16 protein-coding genes and 1 tRNA gene are annotated in these 15,391 nt (G+C 55.4%); 7 read left to right on the plus strand and 10 right to left on the minus strand.

Annotation, left to right across the window (positions count from 1 at the left end; all coding sequences use genetic code 11):
• Positions 1–77: 77 nt before the first annotated feature.
• A complete protein-coding gene (locus GS646_RS12290) occupies positions 78–461 on the minus strand; it encodes a GFA family protein (RefSeq protein ID WP_171185192.1) in 384 nt (127 codons plus the stop codon).
• Positions 462–481: 20 nt separating this feature from the next.
• Positions 482–1,468 carry a D-glycerate dehydrogenase gene (locus GS646_RS12295; protein WP_171185194.1) on the minus strand — a complete coding sequence of 329 codons (987 nt, stop codon included), beginning with the start codon at positions 1,466–1,468 and terminating at the stop codon, positions 482–484.
• Between the two features lie 198 nt (positions 1,469–1,666).
• On the opposite strand from GS646_RS12295, the gene GS646_RS12300 reads away from it, so the two are divergent.
• From GS646_RS12300 to GS646_RS12310, 3 genes are all read left to right on the plus strand, one after another.
• Positions 1,667–2,128, plus strand: coding sequence for an SH3 domain-containing protein (locus GS646_RS12300; RefSeq protein ID WP_171092660.1), 462 nt, complete (start codon positions 1,667–1,669; stop codon positions 2,126–2,128).
• A 91-nt stretch (positions 2,129–2,219) separates the two neighbouring features.
• Positions 2,220–3,209 (plus strand): NADPH:quinone reductase, encoded by a 990-nt coding sequence (locus GS646_RS12305; RefSeq protein WP_171185195.1) that lies wholly within the window; start codon positions 2,220–2,222, stop codon positions 3,207–3,209.
• An 89-nt stretch (positions 3,210–3,298) separates the two neighbouring features.
• A tRNA-Gln gene (locus GS646_RS12310) sits at positions 3,299–3,373 on the plus strand.
• Between the two features lie 182 nt (positions 3,374–3,555).
• Here the strand turns inward: GS646_RS12310 and GS646_RS12315 are convergent.
• Genes GS646_RS12315 through GS646_RS12325 form a run of 3 tightly spaced genes read right to left on the minus strand, consistent with a single transcriptional unit; the run spans position 3,556 to position 5,857 of the window.
• Complete coding sequence (locus GS646_RS12315; protein ID WP_171646591.1) at positions 3,556–5,184, minus strand: recombinase family protein; 1,629 nt, start codon at positions 5,182–5,184, stop codon at positions 3,556–3,558.
• Positions 5,184–5,597, minus strand: a complete 414-nt coding sequence (locus tag GS646_RS12320; RefSeq protein ID WP_170476725.1) for a DUF2924 domain-containing protein — start codon at positions 5,595–5,597, stop codon at positions 5,184–5,186. Before GS646_RS12320 ends, GS646_RS12315 begins: the two co-directional genes overlap by 1 nt.
• On the minus strand, positions 5,594–5,857 hold the full coding sequence (locus GS646_RS12325) for a DUF3489 domain-containing protein (protein WP_058279951.1): 264 nt from the start codon (positions 5,855–5,857) through the stop codon (positions 5,594–5,596). Before GS646_RS12325 ends, GS646_RS12320 begins: the two co-directional genes overlap by 4 nt.
• A 411-nt stretch (positions 5,858–6,268) precedes the next feature.
• Between GS646_RS12325 and GS646_RS12330 the strand changes: the two genes are divergently transcribed.
• From GS646_RS12330 to GS646_RS12345, 4 genes are all read left to right on the plus strand, one after another.
• A complete protein-coding gene (locus tag GS646_RS12330; RefSeq protein WP_253746348.1) occupies positions 6,269–6,748 on the plus strand; it encodes a GNAT family N-acetyltransferase in 480 nt (159 codons plus the stop codon).
• A 459-nt stretch (positions 6,749–7,207) separates the two neighbouring features.
• On the plus strand, positions 7,208–7,882 hold the full coding sequence (locus tag GS646_RS12335) for a phosphatidylserine decarboxylase (RefSeq protein WP_171185201.1): 675 nt from the start codon (positions 7,208–7,210) through the stop codon (positions 7,880–7,882).
• Positions 7,883–7,894: 12 nt separating this feature from the next.
• Positions 7,895–8,641: a CDP-diacylglycerol--serine O-phosphatidyltransferase gene (gene pssA, locus GS646_RS12340; RefSeq protein ID WP_171646589.1), complete on the plus strand. Its 747-nt coding sequence runs from the start codon at positions 7,895–7,897 to the stop codon at positions 8,639–8,641.
• A gap of 9 nt (positions 8,642–8,650) precedes the next feature.
• The gene (locus GS646_RS12345; protein WP_171185203.1) at positions 8,651–9,274 is read left to right on the plus strand and encodes a class I SAM-dependent methyltransferase; all 624 of its coding nucleotides are present in this window, start codon (positions 8,651–8,653) and stop codon (positions 9,272–9,274) included.
• A gap of 136 nt (positions 9,275–9,410) precedes the next feature.
• Here the strand turns inward: GS646_RS12345 and GS646_RS12350 are convergent, their stop codons facing one another.
• From GS646_RS12350 to GS646_RS12370, 5 genes are all read right to left on the minus strand, one after another.
• Positions 9,411–9,689, minus strand: a complete 279-nt coding sequence (locus tag GS646_RS12350; RefSeq protein ID WP_174825542.1) for a GFA family protein — start codon at positions 9,687–9,689, stop codon at positions 9,411–9,413.
• A gap of 356 nt (positions 9,690–10,045) precedes the next feature.
• Positions 10,046–11,002, minus strand: coding sequence for a glycine betaine ABC transporter substrate-binding protein (locus GS646_RS12355; protein WP_171185207.1), 957 nt, complete (start codon positions 11,000–11,002; stop codon positions 10,046–10,048).
• Positions 11,003–11,030: 28 nt separating this feature from the next.
• The gene (locus GS646_RS12360; protein WP_216600387.1) at positions 11,031–12,692 is read right to left on the minus strand and encodes a BCCT family transporter; all 1,662 of its coding nucleotides are present in this window, start codon (positions 12,690–12,692) and stop codon (positions 11,031–11,033) included.
• 86 nt (positions 12,693–12,778) lie between these two features.
• Positions 12,779–14,125, minus strand: coding sequence for a dimethylsulfonioproprionate lyase DddP (gene dddP / locus GS646_RS12365; RefSeq protein WP_171646587.1), 1,347 nt, complete (start codon positions 14,123–14,125; stop codon positions 12,779–12,781).
• A gap of 260 nt (positions 14,126–14,385) precedes the next feature.
• Entirely contained in the window at positions 14,386–15,384 is a 999-nt protein-coding gene (locus GS646_RS12370) for a GlxA family transcriptional regulator (RefSeq protein WP_170335119.1), read from the minus strand.
• Between the last annotated feature and the right edge of the window lie 7 nt (positions 15,385–15,391).

A 15,391-nucleotide genomic window follows, 5' to 3' on the forward strand; every position in this document is an offset into this window, starting at 1 on the left:
AACCTGTAAGCAATGACCGCGCTCTGCAATGGTTTGCTGTACAGGCGTGATTTAACAGCAAGGTTTCGCCTCGCCATCTAGGGCGCGGCATCGTCCCTATTCTGGTCAAACCGCTTCATTCCAGTGAACTCGGGCAACCAGTCTTCGCGCCGCGAGGCCCAGCATTCATAGGTCGGCGTCAATTGGTTGGGCTCGTCGAGACATCCCAGATGCACCTCGACCTCAGAACCGCTGCGCGCAAACACCGGAGAACCACAGGTTGGGCAAAAAAATCGATCCGCATAGCCCTGTGACGGGCCGGAAATCTCGACGGCCTCGCAGGGGAATATTGCTGCCGCATAAAACAACGCTCCATGATGCTTGCGACAGTCCAGGCAATGACAAATCCCAACCCGAAGAGGACGGACCAAAGCCGTGATGCGCAAACGTCCGCAGCGGCATCCCCCTTCAAACCGGTCCATGAAGGCTCCTTTCTGGTGGCTTACAGCATCGAGGGCACAACCTGATCTGGCGGACGGTGGCCATCTTCGAAGGTCTTGATGTTGATGATAACCTTCTCACCCATTTCGATCCGCCCTTCCAGCGTGGCCGATCCCATGTGCGGCAAGAGCACAACGTTGGGCAGCTGCCGCAGTCGAGGGTTCACATCGGTGCCTTGCTCGTAAACGTCTAGCCCCGCGCCTGCGATTTCGCCCGCACGGATCATCCGCGTCAGGGCGTTTTCGTCGACAACTTCACCGCGTGACGTGTTAACAATCACGGCTGACGGCTTCATCAGCTTCAGTCGGCGTGCGTTCATTAGGTGGAATGTCGATGGGGTCGATGGGCAGTTGACCGAGATCACATCCATTCGCGCCACCATCTGGTCAAGGCTTTCCCAATAGGTTGCCTCCAGTTCCTGCTCGGTCTCGGGACGCAGCCGGCGACGGTTATGATAGTGCACTTGCATTCCAAACGCACTTGCCCGCCGCGCAACGGCCTGCCCGATCCGGCCCATGCCCAGAATACCTAAACGCCGCCCCCCGATGCGCCCGCCCAGAAAGGCGGTTGGAGCCCAGCCGGCCCAGTCACCCTGCTGCATCACGCTTAACCCTTCGGGAATGCGGCGCGTTACGGCCAGGATCAACGCCATTGTCATGTCGGCAGTGTCATCAGTCAGTACACCCGGCGTGTTCGAAACCAGAATGCCGCGCTGTCGGGCTGTGGACACATCAATATTGTCGACACCCGCCCCATAATTGGCGATCAGCTTAAGGTTTTCACCCGCCTGCCCCAGCAGGCCACCATCGATCGTATCGGTCACCGTGGGCACCAGCACATCGGCTTCCTGTACCGCGGCCACCAGCTCATCTCTTGTCATCGGCGTGTCGTCATCGCGCAGGCGCACGTCAAATAACTCGCTCAACCGGGTTTCCACCGCTTCGGGCAACCGTCGCGTTACGACAACACTCAGACGTTCTCTTGGCACCTTGGCCCTCCCACTGCTTTGCAAACAGACGCGCGCCATGGCATCGTGGCGCAGGATAAGGCGGGGCACAAGAACCCCAGTGGCATTGAGTCGACCTTTTTTCGAAACCGGATCAACAGGCATAAGAGCAGGCAGTCAGTGAGTGGTATTCGACCGGTAAAGCGCCAATGTCTGGCGGCGATATCCGTATTTCTGGTCATGTTCAGCTCTTGGGCTGCGCATGCCGAGGACAAGCGCGGATCGGTTACCAACCTTCCCCTGCCCCGCTATGTGTCAATGAAAGCCGCCGAAGGGAACGTTCGGCGCGGGCCGTCGCTAAGCCATCGAATCGACTGGGTCTTCAAACGGCGCGGTATGCCACTGCAGGTGACGGCGGAGTACGGCAACTGGCGCAAAGTTCAGGACCGAGACGGGGCCGGTGGCTGGGTTCACTATGCTCTGTTGTCAGGTGTGCGCACGGTACTGATCGAATCTGACATGCTGCCCGTCTATACCCGCCCCGACCCCAACTCGCCCGTGAATGCACATTTCGAGACCGGCGTCGTGGCCCGCCTTGGCACGTGTTCGCTGGACTGGTGCCGGATCACGGCGGGTGGCTATCGGGGCTGGACTTTGAAGGCGAATCTTTGGGGTGTCGACCCTTCAGAGATCCGCGAATAAGACACCTGCCCAGGGTTGCGCTGATCACCTTTTGCAAAAGGTTTGAATTCACTGCCGGTTTAAGTTGTAACTGAGGCAAACGGAGGATTCCATGCGCGCAGTTACCTATTCCGCTTTCGGAGACGCAGTCAAAGTCTTGCATCTTCAAGACCTTCCCCCGGTTCCTCCCGGTCCGGGTGAAGTTACTGTCGAGTTGGCATTTTCAGGCGTCAACCCATCCGACATAAAGGCCCGCGCCGGAACCCGACCGGGCGTGACGGAACCTCCTTTCCCTTTGATCATCCCCCATAGCGACGGCTCTGGCGTGATCACAGCTGTCGGCGACAGCGTTCCCGCATCTCGGATCGGGCAGCGCGTGTGGGTCTGGAACGGGCAATGGCAACGCGCATTTGGAACAGCCGCCAGCCACATTACCTTGCCCAGCGCTCAAGCCGTTGAATTACCAGATTCAGTGTCATTCGAGACTGGTGCGGTTCTGGGTATTCCTGGACTGACGGCCTGCCACGCTGTTTTCTCAGGGGGCACTCCCAAAGGGCATACGATTCTGATTCACGGTGGTGCTGGTACGGTCGGGTATCTGGCTGTTCAGTTGGCAAAATGGGCGGGCGCACGCGTCATCGCAACCGCCAGCCGCCGCAACTTCGACCGGGTGAAATCGGCTGGCGCGGATGTGGTGCTTGACTACAACAGCCCAGATCTTGCTGATCAGATATTGGGCGCAAATGACGGGCGCACAATCAGCCGCGTCATCGATGTCGAATTCGGAGCAAATATCGAAACGAACACCGCCGTAATTGCCGAAAACGGCCGCATCAACGCCTACGGCTCAGCGCAAAACATGGCACCGGTTTTCCCTTTTGGGCCAATGATGTTCAAGGCTGTAACGCTCGAGATGATCCTGATATATCTCTTGCCAGCAAATTTACGCTCTGCCGCCATTGAGACCCTACACAATGCACTGACCGAAGGTGCCCTGACCTGCCCTGTCCAGAGAGTCTTTACACTAGAAGACTGCGCTGCCGCTCATGACATGGTTCAGGATGGGAACCGCGTCGGGGCAGTGTTGGTTGCTACCAAATGAACACGCCAAAAATTTTTCCGGCCGTCACATTTTTTTGCCAAATAGCTCTTGAACCCCGACAGCAACAATCGTAGACAGCCGCTCACCGTTGGGGTGTAGCCAAGTGGTAAGGCAGCGGTTTTTGGTACCGTGTATCGTAGGTTCGAATCCTACCACCCCAGCCACCCACTCACTAATCTTCAGCTCACGAGAGTTTGCGTCGATATTGCTGCGTGATTTCCGCACCTTGGCTCAAGCAACTTTCGACAGAGACATGGGATAGGCAGTAAAAACGGCCGATTTCGGCCCTTAATCTCGGTTTGCCAATTCGGCGGTACGAGTTTGGTAGATTTTGGAGAGGTTTTGCTCAGAGCTTAGCAAACCGTTCGCGTTGCTCAGACCAGAGAGCCGGGACGCCTGACCTGATGAGATAGTTAGACGTGAGGCCATCCGGCTGTTCGCCTAATGCGATGGAGTCGAGAATGTCCGGCGCCAGCATCGCCAGATCGACTACATCCTGAACGCGGCGCTTGGATGTGCTTTCCGTCTTTGCGATTTCGGTAAAGGTCTTTCCGCTCTTGATCATAGCCATCCACCGCTGCGCTTTGACGATGTTCTGAACCAGAGTGAGATCCGCCTCCGAGGGTGCGTCTCCCAGATGTAACTTCAGCTCGACTCCTCGTCGGCGCATCCGGAACGGAGCTTCGATGCACAGGGCAGATATGTCTAACCGATCTAGTTTGCACTCAAGCTGCTCGGCTATTTCCCTGTGGCCAAGAAGAACAGTCACCTGGCCTGGTTTGAGATCAACTCGCGCGACAAGAGCAAGGCACTGTTTCGCACTTTGAATGGATTGCAATTTCGTGGAGATGCCCGGGATCTCTGCGGCAGATACGTCCCGCAGGAGGGCTATAGCAAAATCCGGACAGCTCAGGTTTTTTCTGATGACGTCAGCGATCAAAGTTTCCAGTTCATCCGCAGGCAGACGCCAAGCATCTGGATGCTTCTGGCTGCGGCCCTTCACCAGTCGGTGGGAGATGTAGTACCGCAGGCGTGTGCCATTCTTCCTGCTGTGGCTGGGTGTCAGGCGGTCGCCGGTTTCATCGAACAGCTTGCTAGCCAATAGGGATCGCCGGGCTTTGCTTTTGGCCCCTCGCGATTTTGCGGCCCCGTCTTGCAGCATCTGCTGAACCCGGTCCCAGACGTCAGGCGCGATGATCGCAGGATGCTGACCGTTATAAACTTGGCCTTTGTGACGAATCCGCCCGGCATAAATCGGGTTGCTCAGAATATGATGGATATGCCCGCGATCAATATGAATACCGCCAGACACCAGCCCTTCCCCACGCACGCGCCGCCGAGATCTGAGGTCCGTCGCGTCTGCGCACTCTTTCACAACGCGGATGAGGCCATGCTCAAGATAGAGATCATAGAGTGCTTTAACAGTCGCCGCTTCCTCCGGCTCAATCTTCAGCGTCCGGCCATCTGCCTGATAGCCTAAAGGGACGTTGCCACCCATCCAAAGCCCCTTGCGCTTAGAAGCAGCTATTTTGTCGCGGATGCGCTCAGCCGTGACCTCTCGCTCAAATTGCGCAAAGCTGAGCAGAACATTCAATGTGAGCCGCCCCATGCTGGTCGCTGTATTGAAGCTTTGCGTGACCGACACAAACGACGCTTCGGCTTGATCCAACCGTTCCACAAGCTTTGCGAAGTCCGCCAGTGAGCGGGTCAACCGGTCGATCTTATAGACCACGATTTGATCGACGCGTTTGTCATCAACGGCTTGCATCAACCCCTGCAAGGCGGGGCGCTCGAGATGTCCGCCGGAGATCCCGCCATCGTCGTAGCGATCCGGGAGCAGCTCCCATCCTTCATGCTTCTGGCTAGCGATGTAGGCTTCGCAGGCCTCTCTTTGCGCATCCAGAGAGTTGAAGTCCTGCTCAAGCCCTTCTTCCGAGCTCTTGCGGGTATAGATCGCACAGCGGACCCGGCGCATCACTGGACCCCGAAGAAGCGCGGGCCGGACCAATGGGCGCCGGTGATATACTTGGCGATGGCTGACAGCGAACGCCAGGTTTTACCGTCCATGACGTACCCACCCTCAACGACCTCGACCTGGTAAGTCCGCCCGTTCCATTCTCGAACAAGCTGAGAACCGGGCTTGGCGGTCGTGGTCAACGTTTTCCCAGCTGCAATCTGCTTCAGTCGTCGGGTGGTTTTAACAGACACACCGCCCAGCGCCCTGTTCTGCGTTTCCCAGATTAGCACCCGCTTCATGAACTGTGGCGAAAGATACTTCGGTGGTGAGCGCCCGAAGGTCTCTCGCCATCGGTCGAGGCACGCTGCGCGATCAAGGGCTTCGATCTCTGATATTTGGATCGAAACATCTTCGTTTTGCTCCGCTTTCATTGGTTGCCCTGCATTTCGACAATTCGGTAGATCGATCCCTTGTCGGTCTCCGCCCTGTCGACCACACGTCCTGCTTTGCGCTGCGCGGATATCGCCGCCCGAGCCGTATGCGGTTGCCAGCCGAAGGTCTGTTGAAGTTGTGCGATTGTGACGCCGGACTTCCGCGTCAGCATTTTGTACAGCTGCTTTTGGCGGGTCGGCTTTTTGGCAACCTTCGTGTTTCTGTCCGAATTTTGGGTTGCCGCAATTGGTGTTGTCATCGTGTTTCTCCACTCTGAGGGCAAAGGTTTATTCCTCGCCCTGTACTGAGTGGAGCCCAGTGATCCCGGGCGTATTCGACACAGACAGTACCGCTCTGAACCGTCGTGAAGTCCAGTCCATTCAAGGAGAAAGCCCGAACTTTTTTTAGATCAGTGGGTAATGGCTTCCGTGCCCACTTTCCGACCACAAGCGGTCATCTGACGGAAAGACTCAGATGACTGCATCGAGCCCAATGTTGCCGATGCTGCGCGTCGAAAGAATGTCTGCAATAGTGATGGGATCATCTGATCCGATAATTCCGGTAGGAAACGCCATGAATTTTGTGAAACCGCTTACTCTTGTGAAAGACATAGAGAAGTCCAAGTGCTTCCGGCCTGCCTTAGTCGTATCTGCCAGCTTCTCGATGTCTCATGTCCCGGGATAAGTTTGCCGCGATGACGTCGCTCAAAATCCGACAGGCAACAGTTGCCGATGTAATTCCGCTCAGTGGGTTGATCCGACGCACAATTCGCGTTTCAAATTTCAAGGACTACGATCAAAAGTCAATCGACAGGTTGTGCACGATTTTTGAGCCGGAGCCGGTCACCAAAAGAATTGAAAACGAGTTAATTCTTCTTTGCTTCATGGGCACCGAACTCGTTGGAACGGTGGGTCTGAGAGATGACTATCTGCGTTCAATGTTTGTAGACCCTGAGTACCAGGGGCGAGGGTTGGGCAAAATGCTGGTTGCAAGAATAGAAGAGGAGGCGCGACAAAGGGCAATCCCGGAAATGATGCTTCATTCCTCACTGACCGCGCGAGAATTTTATTTGGCCCTCGGCTATGAATTTGTGGAATTCCAAACGTACCCGGAGGGACCATTCGTTTTGATGAGAAAGCCGCTCTTATAGCGATTTGCTGGAAACAAAATGAAGGCAAGAAGCGCGGTCGTCAAACAGCTCAATGAGCGCCTGAGAACGACTTTGCAGTACGAAAAGTTGGCACAAAGTTTGCCCGATGTATCGCGGCCCCCCATTTGAATCATCAGCATAGAGCAGACATTTGTTTCTGCGATGCCGACGGCTGTTTTGTCCGCATCTCGGACATTGCAAACTCGGTTTTGAAGGACCGCTTTGGGGCTGAAGCGGATACTGAACTATTAGGTCCGAAATCAGGCCCACGCCCTTCAACTTGGCATAATTTGGCTTACCGGTCACAAGGCCGAAGCCTAAGCGCCGAGGTGCTGTAAATAGTGCCCATCAACTTGTAACACCCTAATATCAATTGACGCCGGTCGCGCTAGTCACACTTGCGTTCCACACCAATCCACTTATGACAGTGCCGTCAAATGACCTGAGGGAAAGCTTGCAATGCGCATGCGCGATACGTTCATCAAACCGATGCATCCCGAAGGCATTAGGTTTGTCGCAATCTTTGCCGCCATAACGGTCGGTCTGTTTCTCTTGTCCGACATTCTGGGCTGGATTGGCGTCGGCTTCACGGTTTGGTGTTACTATTTCTTTCGCGATCCTGAACGTGTGCCACCGACAGAAGAAGGCCTGATTGTTAGCCCGGCGGACGGGGTGGTTTCGCTGATCGAACCTGCGGTACCGCCGAAAGAACTTGGGATGCCCGACACACCTCTCACCCGTGTCAGCGTGTTCATGAGTGTCTTCAACTGTCATGTGAACCGGACCCCCATTGAAGGGGAGATTACCGCAGTTGCCTACCGCCCCGGCAAGTTTTTCAATGCATCCCTGGACAAGGCCAGTGCTGATAACGAGCGCAACAGCTTGCGTATTCGTATGACAAACAATCAGGATCTGGCTGTTGTCCAGATTGCTGGTCTAGTGGCCAGACGGATCGTCTGCTTCGTAAAACCAGGCGAAGCGCTTAAAACCGGAGAGCGATTTGGATTGATCCGGTTCGGGTCTCGGCTGGATGTTTACCTTCCGGATGGCGTGGATCCACAAGTGCGTGTCGGACAAACGATGATTGCGGGTGAAACCGTCCTTGCCAGTTTATCTATGTCTAAAGAAAAATAGGTAGGCGGATCAATGGGAGACCCCCCCAAACAGGAAGAGACCGGGTTTGCGCTAATCCATTTGCTGCCCAATGCGCTGACCATAACGGCCATTTGCGCGGGCCTGTCAGCAATCAGATTTGGTGTTCAGGGTAACTACGTACTCGCGGTCCAGTTGATAATTGCTGCCTGTGTGCTTGATGGATTAGATGGGCGCATTGCGCGCCTACTCAGCAGTGACAGCAAGCTGGGGGCCGAGCTTGACTCTCTTGCAGATTTTCTGAACTTCGGAGTGGCTCCGCCGCTCGTTCTCTATTTTTGGGTCCTACAGGATATACCCAGCGCGGCGTGGATTGCGGTATTGTTCTTTGCTGTGTGCTGCGTCATGCGCCTTGCCCGGTTCAATGTGAGCAGCAAATCCGAGACATGTGATCAGGACAGTGCCTATTTCGAGGGGGTCCCCGCCCCTGCGGGGGCGCTTCTGGTCATGTTGCCAATGTATTTGTCTTTCGCTTTCGCCGATGCCCCGTTGCTGCCGAGTGTATTGATCTGCCTTTACATGGTGATCATCGGTCTTCTGCTCATCGGTCGCATACCAACATGGTCTTTCAAGGCCACGCGGATTTCTCGCGAGAACGTGAAGTTTTTGCTCATCGGTGTCGCTGTTGCGGGGGCGGCGCTGCTGACATTTGCCTGGGCCACGCTCATCGCTCTTTGTGTCGGGTATGTGGGAATGGTCGCCTGGGCATGGCTCGACAGGGAATTACCTTCTAACCGTTAAGGACTCGATATGGACATCAAGGCCGTTCAAACCTCTTACGCTCGCTGGGCGCCCGTCTATGACAGGACGTTTGGGGCTGTCACCAATGTCGGGAGACAGCACGCGGTTGAATACATCAATAGGCGTCCCGGCAAGGTTCTGGAGGTTGGCGTGGGCACCGGACTGTCCCTGGAACATTACGGGGCCGAGACGCTGGTGACAGGGATCGATTTCAGCGAAGACATGTTAGAAAAGGCCCGCGACAAGGTTCAGGCCATGTCACTAAAGCATGTCAAAGCACTGGTGCAAATGGATGCCCGAACGATAGAATTTCCCGACAACCATTTCGACACGGTTGCAGCGATGCATGTGCTGTCCGTCGTTCCGGAACCGGAAACGGTGATGGCGGAAATAGCGAGGGTCTGCAAACCGGGTGGCAGAGTGGTGATCACCAACCATTTCCAACGTAAGCGAGGGCTGCTTGCATCTATGGAACGCATATTTGCCCCGCTGGCAAATACAATCGGCTGGCATTCTGATTTCGAGATCGAGACGGTGCTGCAAGAGGATATGCTTGCCGTCGAAGAGCAAAGGCCCCTTCCACCGCTGGGGATGATGACCTTTCTGGTGCTGAGGAAATCTGAAGCCGCGTAGTACCCAGTACCTTTGGCCGCTTTTTCAGTTTCGGGCAGCCGAGCCAGTACACATATGTCAATTCATCTCGGAGCTAGATCGTTGGCCACGTCATTGCATTTCAGATGTTCTGACCACAAGAGGCGCCTTGGTCGCGTCAGAGATTTCTTCCGTCATAGATTACCTCAGGTAGGCGAAGAGCGTCCAACTCATCGATGCATCCGAGGTTAACTCGATAGTGGCCCGGGTTCAGCCGCGTCTCGACGAATGTATGAATTCCACAGCGATTGCAAAAATAGTGCCGCGCCGTTTCTGTGCCAAATTGGTAAGTTGAGAGAACACCCTGCTCACACCTGATTTTTATATCTTCAGGCGGTACCACTGTTGCACTCATCACCATGCCTTTACGGGAACATAATGAACAATCGCATCGCATTGCATGATCGATGTCCGGAACCGAAAATGTGAATTCTACAGAACCGCAATGACAGCTGCCTCGAAATTGTTTCACCTTTCACTCCACCGATTGAATGCGGAAAGAGCGCCCACAAACGATCTGTAGGCACTCAGTGACTATTCAAACTTTATTCGGCCACCATTGGGTCTGCATCCGGAACTGTAGAGGTAACACCAACTGCGTTCCGGCGGCTATCGTTGATGATTACCTTGATCAGAGCAAAGCCGATCAACACCATTGCCAGCCTCCCGGTCTTCTGGACCGGAAGGCGTAAGAGTATCAAACACTCTAGCGGAATTCGTTACCGCCCGAAGCATTTTTGATAACGTTTGTCACTACTGGAACCAACTGTCGACAACAGCCGAATTGTCTTCAACCCATTGCTTTGCAAATGCCTCGGGGTCCTTTTTCTCGACCGCCAAGGCAAAGGACATTTCCGAGAGCATCTCGGTCTCCAAATTGACATTGCTTAGCATTGCGACGGCATCAGGCTGCGCGCTTTCCAGGCTGGTCGCGTAGCTGACATGAAGATCGTCAGTATCCCAGGCGACACCGGCAGTTGATTTCTCCAACCAGCCCGGGATCGAGTTGGGCGGCACGATAATCCACTTTGAACTAACGTGTGCTGGCTCGTTCAGAACAACAAGGTCGTGCACTTCGAACATGTAGTGCGGTTGATAGCAATAGAATACGACATTCTCATTCCGCCCGGCAGCAGCCCCCAGTTCTGCCAAGGCGTCGGCTTCGTCCATGATTCGGAGGCTCATAGTCTTGTGATAGCCGTAAGAACGTGCACGGACCTGTTCGATGGAAGTGGAAGTCCAACCTTCTGCACCGATCCAGACTTCACCTTTTCCGTCTCCGTTACTATCAAATTTCTGAGCCATTTTCGGATCGGAAAGCTGCTTGATATCCGTGATACCGGTGCGTTCCGCCGTGTCCTTTGTCACGCACATTCCTTGCGCCCCCTTGGGGCCACTGGACTTTACCTGAACCGTTTTTCGGCCGTCGACATATTCCCGCCGAAGGTAGTCAAGACTGGGCAGCCAGACCTCAGGATGCACATGCAGGGTTCCGGCATCCATAGCCGCAAACATGGCTGCATTGGTGCTGTCCTGTAATTCGACGTCCAAGTCCAGCCGACTTTCCAAGGCAACCTTCAGAATATGTGCGGTGGCTTCCCCCGATGGCCAGTTCGGGACGCCAATGACCATGTCGGCCGCCGAGGCTGTGGAGGCGGCAGTTACCGCGGACGCCACACTGATAGCTGCAAAAGATTTACTCGTTTTCATCTCCAAGTCCTTTCATCACTATCAAGTTTCATTCCGCAGCAGATGCCGGGGCGGTGGTCGGAACACCTTCGGCAAGTCTTCGGCTATCGTTGTAGATCGCCTTGATCAGTGCAAAGCCCATCAGAACCATCGCCAAACTGAATGGCAAAGCTGCAATTACCATGGCGGTTTGAATGGCTCCCAGGCCCCCTATGACAAGCAGGGCTCCGACCACCAATGCCAGAGCGACACCCCAGAAATAGATGTGAGGCTTGGCTTTCGGGCCGTCGTCGCCCGCGGCGTTGATTGTATTTACGATCAAAACAGCGGAGTCTGCCGTGGTCACGAGATATGTCAAAAGAAGTACCACAACGATAACTGAGAAGACCCATGTCAGATTGTCGTTGAGAATAACGGCCAGTGTCGCAAACAGCTGGTCTGAGATTCCCGCGCCCAGAATCGAGCCCCCAGCCTCACCTGTAAGTTCAAGGTGGATGGCCGTACCGCCAACAAAGGCGAACCAGATGAAACACATCATTGCCGGGACAAGCATTGCACCCAACACGAACTCGCGCACTGTGCGCCCTCGCGAAACCCTGGCAAGAAACAGACCAACGAATGGGGTCACCGCGATCCACCAGGCCCAGTAAAAGACCGTCCAGCCGCCTTGCCAGCCGGCGAGTGCGGCGCCCGTTTCGGTTCCATCATCTGACCAGACGGTAAAGCTGATTCCCGGCAGCGCCAGCAGGTAATCCCAGATACCGACAAACATGGCCTGCAGACTAAAGAATGTTGCACCGAAAATCAGGAAGAACGCCAACAAGAAAAAGCTCAGCCCCATATTGATATTGGAGAGCCATTTGATCCCCTTGCCGACACCGGAAAGTGCGGACAGGGTCGATGCACCCATGATAACCACAAGGGCGAAGATGATGGCGGCAAAGGACGCTTTTTGTGTTCCTCCCTCACCGGTCACCAACAACCAGTCACCGAAACCAATCCGGTTAAGGCCGGCTACAAACTGCTCGACACCAAAGCCAAGGGTCTGGGCAACGCCCAGGATAGTTGCCACCACGGCTACGATATCGATGACATGACCAATCGGGCCCGAAAGCGACTTGCCGAAAAGCGGGATAAGAGCGGTGCGCACCGTAAGTGGTAGATTTCTGCGATAAGAGAAGTAGGCGAACCCCAGCCCGGCAATCGCGTAACACGCCCAGGCCGATAGCCCCCAGTGCGCAAATGACCAGATATAAGCCGACCTTACGGTCTCTACCGATTGCGCGGAAACCTCTCCCATAATTACGTGGGGGTTGTTCTGAAAGTGGTAAATCGGTTCGGCCGTCGCAAAGGTCAGCATCCCAATGCCGATCCCGGCGCTGAACATCATTGAAAACCATGAGAAATTCGAAAATTCAGGCCTTTCATCGTCCTGGCCCAGCCGAAGTCTGCCGGAAGCCGGCAATGCCGCAAGAACAAGGCAGAGTATCAGGAAAAACGCTACCGCGTAGATGTACCAAGAGTTAAAGCTCGCCAGAATTAAGCCATTCAATGCTCCTAGTGTCTCTGCAGCACTCTCCGGAAAGGCCACGGCCCACACGATGAGCAAACCCACCAAGATTTTCGCGGACACGGCAACGTTCTTTGAGAACCCTGCGTAAAAGCCGCTCTCTGAAACTGGAATGTCCAACTCGCCTAAAGGTGGTTTCATACTTTCCTCCATTGTATGCTAATTTCGAACCGTCAGCGGACCGTGTCATGGGTTTGCTGGCGGGCTTTGGATATTGCGAATGCCAGCTAGGCCGTTTCTCCCATCAGGCGCTTATCGAGCGGGTAGGTCGAAATCGTTTCGAACCCGCTTTCAGTCACAACTCCCTGATCCTCCAGCTTGACCATGTGGTCGCCGCCGACCTCACCCACCAGCGCTTCGACACACAGCGTCAGCCCGGGTTCGAGAATGGCGTCGAAGGCGCCGTCCACCAGTCGGTCGGGATAGGCGATCAATGGCCATTCGTCGCACAGGCCCACACCATGCATCGGAGAGGAATATTTCAGCGCCTGATACTTGTCCTGCAGCACATGCAATGAGCGTGTCAGCTCCTCCATGTGGAGGCCGGGGCGCAGGAGCGCCGTGTTGTAGCGGATGTGCTCGACGGCCTCGGCGTAACTCTCGCACATATGTTTCGGCGCCAGTTCGTCACCGATCCACCATGTACGGCTGAGGTCCGCGCAAATGCCATATGGCCCGATCAGATCAGTGTCGAAGGCGAGGATCTCGTTCTCGGCGATGACCCGGGGCCCACATTCCTGAAACCACGGGTTCGTGCGTGGCCCCGAGGTGAGCAGCCGTGTTTCGATCCATTCGCCGCCACGCTTGATGTTCTCGGCATGGAGCACGGCCCAGACATCGTCCTCGGTCACCCCGCCGTTTGGAATTTCTGCGCGCGCGAACTCTTCCATGGCGGCCATCGAACGCTCGCAGGAATGAATGGCGCAGCGCATGGCGCGTAACTCGTGCTCGGTCTTGATGCCCCGTGTGCGTTCGGTGACTTCCTCGCCGTCGCGATACTCCAGCCCCGCTCGGCGGATCGCGTCCAGTCCCGCAGGCTGGATCTTGTCTATCCCGATCTGTGTATAGCCCGGCGCATGGGTGGCCAGCAGGTCCGCCACCTCAGCAGCGAAGGCGTCGGCCGCTGGCCCAATCCGGTCGCCACGGGCGAAATAGAACATGTCAGCGCCAGATCGGCTCTCGCGGACGAGCGGATTATACTCGGCGAGGAACGGCGCGTTCTTGTAATCCCAAAGCACCATGTATCCGTCGGCACAGAGCAGGCAGGCCCGGAACGGGTTGTGGGTGTTCCACAATTGCATGTTCGTCGTGTCGGTCGCATAGCGGATGTTCAGCGGATCGAACATCAGCAGACCCCCATAGCCGCGGGCCACGATGGCGTCGGTCAGGCGCTTGTGGCGGGCCTTGCGCATCTCGGTCAAATCGGGCAGCGCCAACCCCGCCTCGCGCCATTCAGCATGGGCAAGTGCGGTCGGCCCAATCTCGACCCGGTCGCCGTCATTTGCCGTCCCATCGCCAAGACGAAAGCCCTGGCTAGGGTCAATCTTGCGCCGATCACTGTAATGGGTGTTCATTTTGTGCTTTCCTTTCAGACGCTTGATTGCAAGCAAAAAAAGCCGCGTCCCGACTTGCGCGGCCTTTCATTCAAGCTGCGTTCATAGCTTGATCTGCGAAGTCCCCCCATTGTCGTAAGCGGGGTGCGATTTTCTGCGGTATTGTTGATCGGGACACCGAAGGCATAAGAGATCGTTCTGTGTTCTGCTTTGCCGCCGACACAGTTTAGTTCCGTAGTGACCAGTGTTGTCTGAGTTGATTGCAACGCCGTTCTCCGAAGCTAGTGCGCAAGCACAACCTTTTCTTCTCGAGGCGCTATGCCGAAGTGCCTTCTGTAGTGTTTGGAGAACACGCTTTGTGTTGAGAATCCGCAGGCCGTAGCAACGTCGATCACGCGCATCTGGGTTTGCTGCAGCAATACGCGTGCCCTCTCGAGCCTTAGAACCATCATGTAGGTTTTTGGGGTCATTCCCAGATATCGGCTAAACAACCTTTCAAGTTGCCGTGTCGATATCCCAACCTGACGAGCGATAACCGACGGTGAAACAGGCTCTTCCCAGGTTTCCTGCATATAGCTCAGTGCTTTGGACAACTTTTCGTTCCGGTGTTTCGAACCGTAAAGGCTGGACATACTCTGACGACAATTTCCATCACGCATAGAGCCACAAAGGAGTTGGTCAGCGACCTGACTGGATGTTTCCGGGCCCGCCTTTTCGCGGATCACGGAAGAAAAAAGGTCCAGAGTAGCGGCTCCCCCCCCACAGGAGACGATGTTGGATGTCTCTTCAAAAATTGTGCAGGCAGGCTCCAGATCCAGATAGCCTTCCTCAAAGACAGGCTTCATTCTCCAGTGCGCGCTGATGCGCCCCTCGTTCGCTATGCCGATCCGGGCGAGAAACAGTGCGCCACCTCCCAGTCCGAAAAACCGTGCTCCAAGTCGTGCGGCTTGCCGTAGCCAGGCCGCAGTCTTCCCGGATTTGGGGTAGTCTTGGGAATTAAAGGCGCAGCAAACAACGATGCAATCCCCACGTCGTACATCAGGCAAGGCGCCATCGGCTGTCACTGTCAGCCCTGAAGAAGATTCTATGCTATCCCCTGTTTCGCTGGCTGTTTTCCATTGAAAGAAAGCCTTACCCAATGCTTCGTTGGCGGCGGCCAGAGAGTCGATACCGGATCCCAGTTCCAATGCAGAGAACCCGGGCATCAATAAGAATACGAAGCGGTTCACCTCAACAAGTTCACTTAGAACCACATCTATGTCTTTCTCTGGCCGCCCCATGGTTTTT

The organism is Ruegeria sp. HKCCD4315 (assembly GCF_013112245.1).
GTDB lineage: Bacteria > Pseudomonadota > Alphaproteobacteria > Rhodobacterales > Rhodobacteraceae > Ruegeria.

What these genes read in the sequence shown, in the direction of transcription:
- GS646_RS12290 (WP_171185192.1), bottom strand. Translation starts at nt 461, where the DNA reads ATGGACCGGTTTGAAGGGGGATGCCGCTGCGGACGTTTGCGCATCACG.
- GS646_RS12300 (WP_171092660.1), top strand. Translation starts at nt 1,667, where the DNA reads ATGTTCAGCTCTTGGGCTGCGCATGCCGAGGACAAGCGCGGATCGGTT.
- GS646_RS12305 (WP_171185195.1), top strand. Translation starts at nt 2,220, where the DNA reads ATGCGCGCAGTTACCTATTCCGCTTTCGGAGACGCAGTCAAAGTCTTG.
- GS646_RS12315 (WP_171646591.1), bottom strand. Translation starts at nt 5,184, where the DNA reads ATGCGCCGGGTCCGCTGTGCGATCTATACCCGCAAGAGCTCGGAAGAA.
- GS646_RS12320 (WP_170476725.1), bottom strand. Translation starts at nt 5,597, where the DNA reads ATGAAAGCGGAGCAAAACGAAGATGTTTCGATCCAAATATCAGAGATC.
- GS646_RS12325 (WP_058279951.1), bottom strand. Translation starts at nt 5,857, where the DNA reads ATGACAACACCAATTGCGGCAACCCAAAATTCGGACAGAAACACGAAG.
- GS646_RS12330 (WP_253746348.1), top strand. Translation starts at nt 6,269, where the DNA reads ATGTCCCGGGATAAGTTTGCCGCGATGACGTCGCTCAAAATCCGACAG.
- GS646_RS12335 (WP_171185201.1), top strand. Translation starts at nt 7,208, where the DNA reads ATGCGCATGCGCGATACGTTCATCAAACCGATGCATCCCGAAGGCATT.
- pssA (WP_171646589.1), top strand. Translation starts at nt 7,895, where the DNA reads ATGGGAGACCCCCCCAAACAGGAAGAGACCGGGTTTGCGCTAATCCAT.
- GS646_RS12345 (WP_171185203.1), top strand. Translation starts at nt 8,651, where the DNA reads ATGGACATCAAGGCCGTTCAAACCTCTTACGCTCGCTGGGCGCCCGTC.
- GS646_RS12350 (WP_174825542.1), bottom strand. Translation starts at nt 9,689, where the DNA reads ATGCGATGCGATTGTTCATTATGTTCCCGTAAAGGCATGGTGATGAGT.
- GS646_RS12355 (WP_171185207.1), bottom strand. Translation starts at nt 11,002, where the DNA reads ATGAAAACGAGTAAATCTTTTGCAGCTATCAGTGTGGCGTCCGCGGTA.
- GS646_RS12360 (WP_216600387.1), bottom strand. Translation starts at nt 12,692, where the DNA reads ATGAAACCACCTTTAGGCGAGTTGGACATTCCAGTTTCAGAGAGCGGC.
- dddP (WP_171646587.1), bottom strand. Translation starts at nt 14,125, where the DNA reads ATGAACACCCATTACAGTGATCGGCGCAAGATTGACCCTAGCCAGGGC.
- GS646_RS12370 (WP_170335119.1), bottom strand. Translation starts at nt 15,384, where the DNA reads ATGGGGCGGCCAGAGAAAGACATAGATGTGGTTCTAAGTGAACTTGTT.